Raw genomic sequence first — 13,145 nt, 5'->3', positions numbered from 1 at the left:
CTGCTCCTGTCCGAGTCGATCGAGAACCCTGCTCGACCGTCAGTCAGAAGCTACGGAGCCGTGTGGTGACTCGTCATCACCACAGGTGGTGATCTTCGCCCGCGTTCACCGCGCGATCACCGCTTGGCCAGCAGGTTCAGCTGCTCGGCACGGCGGATCGCCGCCCGCCGGTTGGTCACCTCGAGCTTGCGGAAGATGTTCTTGGTGTGAGTGCGCACCGTGTTCAGCGACACCACCAGTTCCCGGGCGATGTCCGGGCCGCTCAACTCGGTGCCGAGCAGCCGGAGCACGTGCAGTTCCCGTTCGCTCAACGGCTCGGCCAGCGGTTCCGCCGATGTGGCGCCCGGCGCCTCGACCGCGTCGACCTCGCCGAGCGCGGCCTGCAGCCGACGCACGTAGGCCGGCGACAGCCCGCGCCTGGCCGCTTCGTTAAGCAGCGTCACCATCGCTGCGCCCTCATTCGCGAACAGGCGGACGTAACCCTCCGGCGCGGCCTGGGTCAACGCCCGCCGCAGCGGCACCATGGCCTGCGTGAGTTGGCCCTGTGCCTCCAGCGCGAGAGCCTGCAGCATCAGAATCTCGGTGACGCTTCCGGTACGGCCGCCCGCTTCCGCGGCGGGCAACAGACGATCGAGCATGGCCATGGTGTTCCGGATGTCGCTCTCCCCCGTGCGCGCGCGACGCTGGGCGATCAGCAGACGGGCCAAGGTGAGGTGCTCGTACTCGCGCAGATAGCTGACGTCATCGGTGGCGGCGAGCCCGTGTTCGCGGGCCCAGCCGAGGGCGTCCGCGAGCTTGCCTTGAGTGATCCAAATCCGGGCCCGCATCGCCGGAATCGGCCGCACCTCGGGGAAGAAGCCGCGCAGAAACAGCCGGTCGGCCTCGCCCAGCAGGTCGGCCACGGCATCCGGATCCCCTTCGACCTGCCTGAGCAGAGCCATCGCGACGAAGCGTCGATACCGGGTTTCCTTGAGGGACGCGCCCTCGCCGAGCGTGCTGCTGAGCTGCAGGTGTGAGGCTGCGGCATCCAGGTCGTCGCGTTCGATGTGCAGCTCGGCGAGCCCGGCATGCAGTCCGGGAAGTGCGACGGCGCCCGCGACATCCTGCGCTGCCGCCGAGGTCAACGCCTGCTGATAAAGCCGGCGCGCCTCGTTCAGCCTGCCTTGCGCCACGCACATGTCGGCTCGGATCAGCGTGCCGCTCAGTACGTCGGCCAGGTATCCGGCGGAGCGCAGGTCGGCCATCGCCTCGGAGAATGCTGGCAGCGCCGCAGTCAGATCACCGCGCGCCCACGACGCCAGCCCGAGCATTCCCCCCGCCGAGCCGCGCGCCAGATGATCACCGGGCTCGGCCAGTTCGAGCGCGCGCCCGGCCTGCTCGGCGGTTCCCGTGACATCGCCGAGCGCCTGCGCCAGCGCCGAGCGGTACATCGCGATCGTCACGGGCAGGCCGCGCAGTTCGTCCTCGTTCGACGGGGTGGCGGGTGCTTCGGCGGCGGCGGCAACCGTCGCTTCCTGACCGCGGTCGGTCGCGCCGGGCGCCGCGGCGAGCGCGCTCTCGGCGGCTGCCAGCCAAGGCTCGACATCCTCGAGCGCTCCCGACGCGAGCCGCGAGTAGGCGAAGTACACGCTGAGCACAGGCTTCTGCCGGATGACGTCCTCTGGCAGCGCGTTCAGCCAGCCGAGCAATGTCGCCTCCTGCCGGTCGCGGCGGATTGCGGGCACTGCCCACTCCATCAGGGTCGCCGCCCGGTCGAAGTCCTCGGCCGCCAGCGCGTGCTTTACCGCATCGTTGACCAGGTCGTTGCGTGCGTACCAGTCGCTGGCGAGCCGATGCAGGGCGCGCACCCGGTCGCGGTCCTGCTGCAGCAGGCGGGCGCGCAGAACGTCCGCGAACAGGTGGTGGTAGCGGTACCACTCGCGGCGGTCATCGAGCGGGATGACGAACAGGTTGTCCCGCTCCAGCGCCTCGAGCATGCCGGCACCGTCGGGCTGCCCCGTGACCGCCTCGCACAGCGCACCGGTCAGCCGATCGAGCACTGCGGAGTGCAACAGGAAGGTGCGCACCTGCTCGGGCTGGCGCTGCAGCACCTCTTCGACCAGGTAGTCGATGACGAAGCGGTTACTGCCGGTGAACGCATCGATGAAGCCGCGGATGTCGCTGCGCTCCCGCATCGACAGGGCGGCCAACTGCAGGCCGGCGATCCAGCCCTCGGTGCGGGTGTCCAGTGCGACGACGTCGTCCGCCGACAGGCTGAGTCCCATTTCGGTGAGGAATGCGGCGGCCTCGTCGGGGGTGAAGCGCAGGTCGGCGGCACGCAGTTCGGTCAGCTCGCCGCGGCCCCGCATCCTGGCCAGCGGAAACGGCGGGTCGGCCCGGCTGCCGATGGCCAGGTGCAGGTTCGACGGACAATGCTCAACCAGGAACGCGACGGCGTCACGCGCCGGCCCCGCCTCGATCGTGTGAAAGTCGTCGAGCACCAGGACGATCTCGACCGTCGACTGGGCCACCTCGTTGATGAGAGTCGTCAGGGCCGCCTCAACCGGCATCCCTTGCCGGGCCTCCGAGTTGAGACCGTCTGAGGGGATTCCGTCGGCGCCGTGCACGGCGGCGAGCAGATAAGTCAGGAAGCGCGCTGGGTCGCTGTCGCCTTCGTCGAGCGACAGCCAGGCGACGCGCGTGTCCGGCTCGTGCTGCCGGAGGCTCTCGATCCAGTCGGCGAGCACGGTGGTCTTGCCGAAGCCGGCGGGGGCCGAGACGAGCGTGAGCTTGCGGCCGGCGCGCAGGCCGTCGCTCAACCGCTCGACCAGCCTCGGCCGGGAAACCGCCTGTGGTCGAGGTGCAGGGATGAAGAGCTTCGTGGCCAGGACCACCGGCGTCGGCATTGCTCCATCATAGAGATCCGACGATGTTTCGCGGCGTCACTTTCCCCCGGCGATCGGCACCACCCGCCTCAACTGCACCACGTCGAGGCGTCGCTCTACAATCGTGTTCACCGACCATTGGGCGGCGAGGCTCAACATCTTCGCGGCGTGTTCCTCCACCGACATCGTGAGGCAGCACGCGCACCAGCCCTTCTCCGCGAAGCACGAGCGCAGCGCCGACTCGAAGTCGCGTTCGGTGAATCCGGCGAGCTCGCGCACCATCGCCGTGGTCGTATAGCCGTCCGAGTGCAGGCCGGAGAAGGCCCGGCCGCAGAGGCAGGGTCCGTCGACTTGTCGCCGGCTGTACTCGCAGGCATCGACCATCCAGACCAGCTCGCCGTCGACGCAGTCGGTGCCGTCGCTCCGGCGGGCGCCCTGGGTCAGCCGTGTGGCCACTAGTGCTTTCATCAGTGTCTCCTTCGTGTCGGGACCGCGGTCGCGGTCAACTCCCGGCACGAGAGGTGTTCGATATGAGCAGGTTAGATCGGGCCACCGACATCGGCTTGCGATATCCGAGGACCCCCGGTTTCATGAAGGCCAGTTCTTCTTAGGTCCGTTGAAAGCAACCCGTCCCAAATATGTACACAAATTTGTACAAGAATCGGGACTCCGCGCACAGCGATGATTACGGTGTGGTCGCCGATGTCGGTGGTCGACCGTAGTCTGATTTCACGTTCAAGAGCGACAGCCAGAGGTACCTGGCCGGCTGTCCGGCAACCCCGTCCATCGACTGGGGTGCCCCAGGGGAAGAACGGGTCCGCGGCATCCGTCTCGGGCAAGTCGATGGAGGGCGAACGCCTTCCGAAAGGGGCATCACATGCCTGCCGAACACCACAACCCCGCCGCGATCACGGTCACGATCGACGAGTACCTGGCCGCTCCGGAACTGTATCCAGAGGTGGATGTCATCGCCGGGCAGATGGGCACGGTTCCCCGCCTCGAACCATCCCCCGCCGACCTGTGGGGCAGCATTCCAGAAGAGCGCCGGGTGGCGTGGAGCAAGGTCTTCGTGGATTTCAAACCGGTCTGGATCGGTGCTGCCGCCACGGTTGGGACCTACTCGGCGGTTCACCGCGGGAGCTACACGACCATCAGCCGTTGGGTGCCGGTCGCGCACGCCTTCGAGGCGGTCGGCTTCACCCCGGAGCGTTACTACACGCTGCGGCTCTGCCTGCGGGAAGGCCATCTGAAAGAGCCGCACCCGCTGATCCGGGAGGTTCCGCAGAAAAGCGGACCGGGCAGCATCACCCTTCGCGCCGCCGATTGGGCGATCTGGCCTCAGCTCGTCGACGCGGGCATGACTCCACTGCGCACCACGGATTGGGTGCTCGCACAAGGCACACGGGGACTGCCCGACGGTTGGACGATCGATGGCGACGGACGCTTGAGCACGTCAACGGACGAATGATGTGCGGATGCCGCTCCCGCGCAGCTTGAGGCCAGCGGCGGCTCCCTAGGGCGAACGGCCGGTGAGATACCCGCTCACCGGCCGTTCGCGATCGCCGTACCGGTCAGGACACCAGTCGCACCGCCTGGCGCATTCCCTGCTGCTCGAGCAGCCGCACGTGATCCGGGTACAGGTCGGCGATCTTATTCACGCCGAGCAACTTCATGGTGCGCACGATCTCCGATTCGAGGATCTCGACCGTCTTAACCACGCCCTCTTCGCCGGCGGCCATCAGTCCGCACAGGTAGGCGCGACCGATCCAGGCGAACTTCGCGCCGAGGGCGATGGATGCCACAATGTCGGCGCCGTTCATGATGCCCGTGTCGATCATCACCTCGGTCTGCTCGCCGACCGCGTCGACCACCTCGGGCAGCAGACGCAGTGGGATCGGTGCCCGGTCAAGCTGACGTCCGCCGTGGTTCGAGACGATCAGGCCGTCGGGGCCGAAGTCGACGGAGCGCTTGGCGTCGTCGAGGGTTTGGATGCCCTTGATCACCATCGGCCCGCCCCAGGCTTCACGCTTCCACTTGAGGTCTTCGAAGGTGGCGCTGGGGTCGTAGAGGTTCGCGACGACGTCGGCGACGACACCGGCGTTCTCGTCGGCCGCGAAGGCGAACTTCAGCGGCTCGGTTATGAGGAAGTTGAACCACACTCCGTCGCCGCCTATTGACGTACGCCAGAACTTCGTTTTAGACTTCATTTAGTTCTAAACAAAGGGGTCGGAGTGGCACAGCCAAACGCGCGCACAGACGTCACGCGATCGGCGATTCTCGCTCAGATCGGCGCCCAGGGCCCCACGTCCCGAGCCGAGCTGGCCCGGGCCCTTCTCGTTTCCCCCGCGCTGATCACCCAGCTGTGCAAACAGCTCATCGCTGATGGCCTGCTCAGCGAACTCGAGTACAGCCCCTCCCAAGGCGGCCGGCCCGCCCGGCTGCTCGGCCTGCAAGCGGACGCCGGCACCGCGATCGGCGTCAAGGTCGCCGCCGACCACCTCACCATTGTCGAGGTCGGCCTCGACGGTGCCGTCACCCGTTCGGCAACCGAACCCTTCGACGCCGCCGATAGCGACGCCATCCCGAACCTCGCTCAGGCACTCGAACGCTTCATCGACGGCAGCGCGGCCGCAGCCCTGCTGGGTATCGGCATTGGGGTGCCCGGCAGCGTCGAGAGGCAGGCCGACGGAATTGTCGATTCCACCCAGCTCGGCTGGTCCCGGATGCCGGTCGGGCCTTCGCTCCGCCGGGCTCTCGGCGTGCCGGTGCTAGTCGAGAACAACGTGAACGCCCTCGCCGTGGCCGAAACCCTGCACGGTCAGGCGCGCGGCTTCTCCGACGCGCTCGTGGTCACCATCGGAACCGGCATCGGCGCCGGCATCGTGACCGACGGTGTCGTGCTGCGCGGCCACCGCGGCGGCGCCGGCGAGATCGGACACATCCCCGTTTCTGAAGACGGGCCGCGCTGTCAGTGCGGGGCGAACGGATGCCTCGAAGCGAACATCGGCCAGGACGCTCTCGTCGCCCAGGCCCGCGCCACGAATGTGATCGGACCGGGGGCGGGCATCGCCGACCTGAGGCTGCTTGCCGACCGCGGCGATATCGGCGCCCGCGAGATCTTTGCCGACGCCGGCCGACTGCTTGGTCGGGCCCTCGCCGGAGTGGTCAACACCGTCGACCCCGAGATTCTGATCGTGCTGGGTGAGGGCGCCGAGTCGTGGGCGCACTGGTCCGAGAGCTTCGAGAAGGCGTTCCGCGGACAGCTGATGCCGAGCAGGCGCGAGCTGCCGATCGCGGTCGAGAGCTGGCAGGACGACCGCTGGGCGCAGGGCGCCGCCAGCCTCGTGCTGGCGACCCCATTCGACGCCCAAGGCCTCGCCGGGGATCAAGGTCAGCTCGTGCGCGACCGGTTGGCGGCGCGATGACCCAGACCGCTGTCATCGCCGAGCCCACGGCGCCCGCGACATCCGCCCCTCCTAAGCCGGGCAAAAGAAAGCGCGCGAAACGCTGGCGCTACGCCGGCACCGTGTTGCTGTTCCTGCTGCCGAGCGCGATTCCGCTCGCCCTGTTCACCCTGTACCCGATGGTGGGCGCGTTCTGGGTGAGCCTGCACCAGTGGAACCTGCTGTCACCGATGCAATGGGTCGGCTTCCAGAACTACCTCGATCTGCTCGGCGATCCGAGAACCCTCCGGGCCTTCGGGAACACGCTGTACTACCTGCTCGGATACCTGCCGCTCGTCTACGTCGGCGGTCTGCTGCTAGCACTCGCCCTGAACGCGAAGATCGCGGGGCGCAATCTGCTGCGCGGCTTCTACTTCCTTCCCGTGGTAACCAGCTGGATCGTCGTTGCCCTGATGTGGCGCTGGCTGCTCAATCCGACCGTGGGTGTCGTGAATCAGGCCCTCGCGTGGGTCGGCGTCGACGGCCCGGGCTGGTGGACCGACCCGGCCTGGGCAATGCCCTCGATCATCCTCGCCTCGGTGTGGAAGGACCTCGGCTTCGTGATGATCATCCTGCTCGCTGGGCTGCAGGCTATTCCGCAGGACCTCAATGAGGCTGCCACCGTCGACGGTGCCGGCTGGTGGCGGCGGCTGGTCAGCATCACCCTGCCGATGCTCTCGCCCTCCACCTTCTTCGTCGTGGTCATCTCGCTGATCAACGGCTTCCAGGTGTTCGATCAGGCCTATGCGATGACCGGCGGCGGCCCGGCCGGCGCCACCGAGGTGGTGGTGATGCGGGTGTACGACCTCACGTTCCGCTATGGCTCGGCCGGCGAGGCATCCGCCCTGTCCTGGATGCTGTTCGCCGTCGTGCTGGGGATCACCGTCGTGCAGATTCGGGCCCAGAAGAAGTGGGTGAACTATGCATAGTCGCGGTTCTCGACTGCGCGCCGTCACCCTCACCCTGCTCGTGGCGCTGGGCGCGGTCGCCATGTTCTTCCCGTTCCTCTGGACGCTGAGCACATCGTTGTCGCCGGGCGCCGGGCTGTCAGCGACACCCGACCTCATTCCGAGCGACCCGTCGCTTGCCGCCTACACCGAGCTGTTCTCGAACACGCCGTTCGCCCAGGTGGTACTCAACTCGCTGGGACTGGCGGTGTCGGTGACGCTGTTGCAACTGGTCACCAGCGCAATGGCCGCCTACGCGTTCAGCCGGCTGCCGTTCCGCGGCAACAATTTGGTGTTCGCCCTGTACCTCGCGACGATGATGATCCCGATCCAGGTGCTCATCGTGCCGCTGTTCGTGCAGATGCGCGACCTCGGCCTGATCAACACGCACCTCGGCGTCATTCTCCCCAGCGTGGCCAGCGCATTCGGGGTGTTCCTGCTGCGCCAGGCGATGAACGCGGTGCCGCGCGAGCTCGACGAGGCGGCGACCATCGACGGCGCCGGGCACTTCCGGATTTTTGGCACCATCGTGCTGCCGCTGATCGGACCCTCGCTCGCCACCCTCACCGTGTTCGCGTTCATGAGCAGCTGGAACAGCTTCCTCTGGCCGCTGATCATCCTGCGCGACCCCGAGCTTCAGACCCTGCCCATCGCCCTCGCCGGACTCCAGGGGCAGTACACCACCCAGTGGGACGTGATGATGGCCGGCTCGGTCATCAGCGTGCTTCCCATGCTCGCGATCTACCTGTTCGCCCAGAAGTACGTCGTTCAGGGCGTCGCAAGTTCCGGCATCAAGTGACCCCGCACCACCCCCATCGAAGGAGATAGGAATCACCATGAATCGCACAGCATTGACAACGGGTGTCGGCATCGCCGCCGCGCTCGGCCTCGTCCTCACCGGGTGCTCCGGCACCGCCGACGCCGGTAACAGCGACGGCGATGGAATCACCATCACCTACTCGAACTTCATCTCAAACGACGGCAACGAAGAGAACCTGCAGACGATCATCGACGCGTTCGAAGCTGAAAACGCTGGCATCACCGTCGACGTGAGCACGCTGCCCTACGCCGACTATTTCACAACACTGCAGACCGACCTCGCCGGCGGCACCGTGGCCGACGTGTTCGACATTGAGTTTGCCAACTACGCCGCCTACCAGGAGAGCGGCGTGCTCGCCGAACTCAAGGATGTCGACACCAGTGCCTACCAGGACTCGCTCGCCGAGGCCTATCAGACCGACGGCACCCAGTACGCGCTGCCGAGCTCGTTCTCGAACGTGGTGTTGTTCTACAACACGGATCTGTTCGACGCCGCGGGCCTTGAGTACCCGACCGCCGACTGGACCTGGGCTGACGAACAGCAGGCCGGCAAGGCGCTGACGGATGCCGCGGCGGGCGTCTGGGGTGACTACCAGCCGATCAGCTACCACGAGTACTACAAAGCCGTCGCCCAGGCCGGCGGCGACGTGCTCACCGACGACGGCACCAAGGTCGCATTCAACTCGCCCGAGGGCATCAAGGCGGCCGAGTGGCTGGTCGGCAAGAGCGGCATCACCATGCCGACGCCCGAGCAGGGCGCCGGAACCCCCGACTTCGACAGCGGCCTGTTCGTCGACGGCAAGCTCGCCATGTGGCACACCGGCATCTGGATGTTCGGCACCCTCGCCGACACGGCGTTCGAATGGGACATCGCGGTCGAACCGGGCGACACCCAGCAGGCCAGCGCCATGTTCTCGAACGCCGTCGCCGTCTCGTCCGGCAGCAAGAACATCGAGGCCGCGCAGAAGTTCGCCGAGTTTCTGACCAGCTCGGAGACCATGGTCGACGTGCGACTCGACAGCGGCTGGGAACTGCCGCCGATCTCCGACGAGACCAAGCTCCACTCGTACCTGACCAAGGGCGCACCCGAGAACCGTCAGGCCGTTTTCGACTCCCTCGACGGTGTTGCGCTCTCCCCGTCCATCGGCGCCAACCAGGCCGAGATGCAGGACATCATCAGCGAAGAGCTCACCGAGGCGACCGCCGGACGGAAGACCGTCGAAGACGCACTCGCCTCCGCCGAGGAACGCGTGAACGCGCTGCTCGGCTAACTCCCCGAGTGGGGCGGGCCAACACCCGCCCCACTCCCTCCCGTTGCCCACCCTGCGTCGAATCAAGGATTCATGGCCACCACCTCCACCGCGCTCGGCGAGCTTCTCGAACACTCGCGCTCGCTCATCCGCTCGCTGCAGCATCCGTCCGGCGCGTATCCCGCCAGCCCCACGTTCTCCGCCTACCGCGGCTACTCCTGGTTCCGTGACGGAGCCTTCATCGCCGACGGCATGTCGGCGGTCGGTGAAGTGGCGTCGGCGAGCGCCTTCCACGACTGGTGCGCCGCGACCGTACTGCGCCACGCCGGGCGGATCGAACGCATCATCGCGGCGGCCGACGCGGGCACCCCGCTGCCGGATAACGAGATGCTGCCGACCCGGTTCACCCTCGACGGCGAGATCGGCACCGACGACTGGTGGGACTTCCAGCTCGACGGCTACGGCACCTGGCTGTGGGCCGTCACCGCACACGCTGACCGGCACGGTCTCACTCAGGAGCGGTGGGCGGATGCCGCGACTCTTGTCGTCCGCTACCTGATCAGCTCGTGGTCACGCCCCTGCTTCGACTGGTGGGAAGAGCACGTGGAGCAGGTCCACGGTTCCACCCTGGGCTGCGTCATCGGTGGGCTCGAGGCCGCAGTGGCACACCAGCTGGTCGACGGTGAGCTTGGCGCGCAGGCTGCGGCTGCGGCATCCGCGGCTCGCGTCTTTCTGGAAAACCGGCTGGTCGCCGATGGCCACGTGGTGAAGTGGCTGGGCAGTTCCGCCGTCGACGGCAGCCTGAGCGCCCTGGTTGGGCCGATGGCAGTGCTTGATCCGAGTTCGGGCCTCGCCCGGCAGACGGTCGCTGCCGTCGAACGCGAGCTGTGTGTCGACGGTGGCGTGCACCGCTTTCTCGGTGACACGTTCTTCGGCGGGGGCCAGTGGCCGCTGCTCTCGTGCTTTCTTGGGCTGGCGCAGCTCGCGATCGGCGAGCGCGGTAAGGCGCAGCGAATGCTCGACTGGGCGGTCTCGACCGTCACCGCCGACGGCTCACTGCCCGAGCAGGTGAGCCGACACCTGCTCGATCCCGAGTTCGAGCAGGAATGGATTGACCGGTGGGGAACCGTGGCGACCCCGCTGTTATGGAGCCACGCAATGGTGCTGCGGTTGGCAGCGGAAATGGGTGAAGCATGATCCGGCATCGACCACATGGTTCGGGACATCCGTACGCCGACGACACGGAGCAGCGCTTGCCGGTGCTGCCGGTGGCGGGTGAGGAGTTGAGGCTGGGCGTGCGCACCTCGGGCGACGTTGACCGGGTCTCGCTTGAGCTGGTGACCACGGCATCCGATCCCCGCACCGACTTCGTTGAGTTGCAGCCGGTCGTACGCTCGTCACGCGGCCAGTCCGTCGACGGCGGCCACCTCGCCGGCGCCCAGGCGAGACTGGCGCGCAGCCAAGGCGGCTGGGAGACGGTGCTCTCCCCCGACGCCGTGCCCGCGGGCGGCACCCTGCGCTACCGGTTCAGCGCGCACCGCGCCGACGGCGTCGAGCGCACGCGCTGGTTCGAGTGCTCGGTGGCCGGATGGGAGGCGGCGGATGACGCCATCGTCGCCGACCCGACCACAACTGTTGTGCCCGGCAGCGTCTCCGTGCTGCGTGACGCCGACCGCATCACCCGGGTGCGATTCGCCCTGCCGCTCGCGCCCGGCGAGCACGTCACCGGATTCGGCGAGCGCTTCGACGCCCTCGACCACCGCGGCAGCACCCTCGACTCGATGGTCTTCGAGCAGTACAAGAGCCAGGGCGAGCACCGCCGCACCTACCTGCCGATGCCGTTCGGCCACGTGGTCGGCGGCGACGGCTGGGGCTTCCACGTGCGCACCTCGCGTCGCGTCTGGTTCGATATCGGCGCATCCACCCCCGATCGGCTCTGGATCGAGGCCGAGACCGATGCCCCGGCCGGCGCCGACGCGATCTCGCTCGGCATTTACCGGGGAGCACCGCACGAGGTGCTCGCCGCCTTCCTCGACGAGGTCGGTCGCCCGACCGAGCTGCCGGACTGGGTATTCCGGCTCTGGGCCAGCAGCAACGAGTGGAACACGCAGGCCGAGGTCGAGAAGCAGGTGCGGCTGCACGCCGAGCACGACATCCCGGTCGGCTCGGTGGTGATCGAGGCGTGGAGCGACGAATCGAGCTTCACCATCTTCCGCGACGCCCAGTATCAGGTGCGGGAGGACGGTGGGCCGATGCGGCTGGCCGACTTCACCTTCCCCGCCGACGGAGCCTGGCCAGACCCGAAGGGCATGGTCGACACACTGCACGAGCAGGGCGTGAAACTGCACTTGTGGCAGATTCCGCTGATCAAGATGCGTCCGCACCCGACCGGGCAGGCGAGAGCGGATGCCGCGGCCGCGATGCGCGAGAACGTGCTGATCCGCGAGCGCACGCCCGACGGCGGGGTGCGTCCGTACCGGAACCGCGGCTGGTGGTTCCCCCTCGGGCTGATGCCTGACCTCACCGACGAGCGCGCCGCGGACTGGTGGACGGCGAAACGCCGCTACCTGGTCGAGGAGGTCGGTATCGACGGTTTCAAGACCGACGGCGGCGAGCACGCCTGGGGCGATGACCTCGTCTACCTCGACGGGCGCTCCGGTGCGGCCGGCAACAACACGTATCCGGTCGCGTACGCCGCCGCCTACGGCCGCCTGCTCGAGTCGTGCGGCAAGGCTCCGGTGACCTTCAGCCGGGCCGGCTTCACCGGGTCACAGGCGCACGGCGCGTTCTGGGCCGGCGACGAGAACTCCACCTGGGAGGCGTTCCGCTGGTCGATGCTGGCCGGGCTCAGCGCCGCCGCGAGCGGCATCGTCTATTGGGGTTGGGATGTCGCGGGCTTCTCCGGCCCGGCGCCGGACGCCGAGCTGTACCTGCGGGCGATGGCGGCCTCGGTGTTCGTGCCGATCATGCAGTACCACTCGGAGTTCAACCACCACCGCACCCCCTCGCGGGACCGCACCCCGTGGAACATCGCGGAACTGACCGGGGACGCTTCGGTCATCCCATCGGTGCGCGCGCTGGTGCAGCTGCGCGAACGACTGGTGCCGTACATCGCCGCATCGGCGCACGCGACGCTCGCCAGCGGCAAGCCGCTGATGCGTCCGCTGTACTTCGAGCACCCGGACGACCCGCTGGTGTGGGAGCACCCGGTGCAGTGGCTCCTCGGCGACGATCTGCTGGTGGCCCCGGTGCTCGAGCCCGACGTCGAGGCATGGCCGGTGTACCTGCCTGCCGGGTCATGGGTGGACGCCTGGACCGGGGCACCGGTCGACGGTGGTCAAGTCGTCAAGGCCGAGGCACCCCGTGACCGGGTACCGGTGTTCGCGCGAGCGCATGCCTGGGCCGAGCTCGTCGCCGTGTTCCAGCCGGAGGACGCTTAGTCAGCGCTCGATCGGTGGTGCGACGGCCGCGCCGTTGGATGAGGGTGCGAGCGTGGGCAGCGACGGCTGACAGAACATAACGATCAGGATGATCCAGCCGACCACCGGCACCAGGACGATGAACAGCCAGCCCCAGTGGCGACCGGAGTCGCGCAGGCGACGCACGCTGACCGCCAGCGAGGGCAGGAAGACGACCAGCGACCACAGGGAGTTCGCGGTGCTCGTGTCGCCCCACGTCGTCACGGGATCGATGAAGTTCGTCAGCATCGAGACGAGAGTGGTGAACAGTGTCCAGTACCAGAACTCCGACCGGCTCGCGTATCCACGGAAGTTGACGTAATTCGCAAAACCGCTCGCAATTGCCTGACCAAAGTTCATGTAC

11 protein-coding genes and 1 riboswitch are annotated in these 13,145 nt (G+C 67.7%); of the genes, 7 read left to right on the top strand and 4 right to left on the bottom strand.

Features of this window, described 5'->3' with window-relative positions; all coding sequences use genetic code 11:
- Positions 1-116 precede the first annotated feature (116 nt).
- Positions 117-2,885, bottom strand: a complete 2,769-nt coding sequence (locus tag HCT51_RS05025) for a winged helix-turn-helix domain-containing protein (protein WP_166870919.1) — start codon at positions 2,883-2,885, stop codon at positions 117-119.
- A 36-nt stretch (positions 2,886-2,921) separates the two neighbouring features.
- The gene (locus tag HCT51_RS05020; protein WP_166870917.1) at positions 2,922-3,332 is read right to left on the bottom strand and encodes a DUF7715 family protein; all 411 of its coding nucleotides are present in this window, start codon (positions 3,330-3,332) and stop codon (positions 2,922-2,924) included.
- Positions 3,333-3,597: 265 nt separating this feature from the next.
- A riboswitch (SAM riboswitch) is annotated at positions 3,598-3,712 on the top strand.
- Between the two features lie 29 nt (positions 3,713-3,741).
- On the opposite strand from HCT51_RS05020, the gene HCT51_RS05015 reads away from it, so the two are divergent.
- Positions 3,742-4,332, top strand: a complete 591-nt coding sequence (locus HCT51_RS05015) for a hypothetical protein (RefSeq protein ID WP_166870915.1) — start codon at positions 3,742-3,744, stop codon at positions 4,330-4,332.
- Between the two features lie 103 nt (positions 4,333-4,435).
- On the opposite strand, the gene HCT51_RS05010 is transcribed toward HCT51_RS05015, so the two are convergent.
- Positions 4,436-5,071: an alpha-hydroxy acid oxidase gene (locus tag HCT51_RS05010; RefSeq protein WP_166870913.1), complete on the bottom strand. Its 636-nt coding sequence runs from the start codon at positions 5,069-5,071 to the stop codon at positions 4,436-4,438.
- A gap of 24 nt (positions 5,072-5,095) precedes the next feature.
- Between HCT51_RS05010 and HCT51_RS05005 the strand changes: the two genes are divergently transcribed.
- The 6 genes from HCT51_RS05005 (at position 5,096) to HCT51_RS04980 (ending at position 12,763) form a co-directional block, all read left to right on the top strand.
- A complete protein-coding gene (locus tag HCT51_RS05005; RefSeq protein ID WP_166870911.1) occupies positions 5,096-6,289 on the top strand; it encodes an ROK family transcriptional regulator in 1,194 nt (397 codons plus the stop codon).
- Positions 6,286-7,236 carry a carbohydrate ABC transporter permease gene (locus tag HCT51_RS05000; protein WP_166870909.1) on the top strand — a complete coding sequence of 317 codons (951 nt, stop codon included), beginning with the start codon at positions 6,286-6,288 and terminating at the stop codon, positions 7,234-7,236. The genes HCT51_RS05005 and HCT51_RS05000 overlap by 4 nt, the downstream gene beginning before the upstream one ends.
- A complete protein-coding gene (locus tag HCT51_RS04995; RefSeq protein ID WP_166870907.1) occupies positions 7,229-8,053 on the top strand; it encodes a carbohydrate ABC transporter permease in 825 nt (274 codons plus the stop codon). Before HCT51_RS05000 ends, HCT51_RS04995 begins: the two co-directional genes overlap by 8 nt.
- Before the next feature lie 37 nt (positions 8,054-8,090).
- The gene (locus HCT51_RS04990) at positions 8,091-9,344 is read left to right on the top strand and encodes an ABC transporter substrate-binding protein (protein ID WP_166870905.1); all 1,254 of its coding nucleotides are present in this window, start codon (positions 8,091-8,093) and stop codon (positions 9,342-9,344) included.
- A gap of 72 nt (positions 9,345-9,416) precedes the next feature.
- Entirely contained in the window at positions 9,417-10,520 is a 1,104-nt protein-coding gene (locus HCT51_RS04985; protein ID WP_166870904.1) for a glycoside hydrolase family 15 protein, read from the top strand.
- Complete coding sequence (locus HCT51_RS04980; RefSeq protein WP_166870902.1) at positions 10,517-12,763, top strand: glycoside hydrolase family 31 protein; 2,247 nt, start codon at positions 10,517-10,519, stop codon at positions 12,761-12,763. Before HCT51_RS04985 ends, HCT51_RS04980 begins: the two co-directional genes overlap by 4 nt.
- On the opposite strand, the gene HCT51_RS04975 is transcribed toward HCT51_RS04980, so the two are convergent.
- Positions 12,764-13,141: a DUF805 domain-containing protein gene (locus tag HCT51_RS04975; RefSeq protein ID WP_166870900.1), complete on the bottom strand. Its 378-nt coding sequence runs from the start codon at positions 13,139-13,141 to the stop codon at positions 12,764-12,766.
- Between the last annotated feature and the right edge of the window lie 4 nt (positions 13,142-13,145).

The organism is Salinibacterium sp. ZJ450 (genome assembly GCF_011751885.2).
Classification (GTDB): domain Bacteria; phylum Actinomycetota; class Actinomycetes; order Actinomycetales; family Microbacteriaceae; genus Ruicaihuangia.
This window is presented reverse-complemented; position numbering and strand designations above follow the sequence as displayed.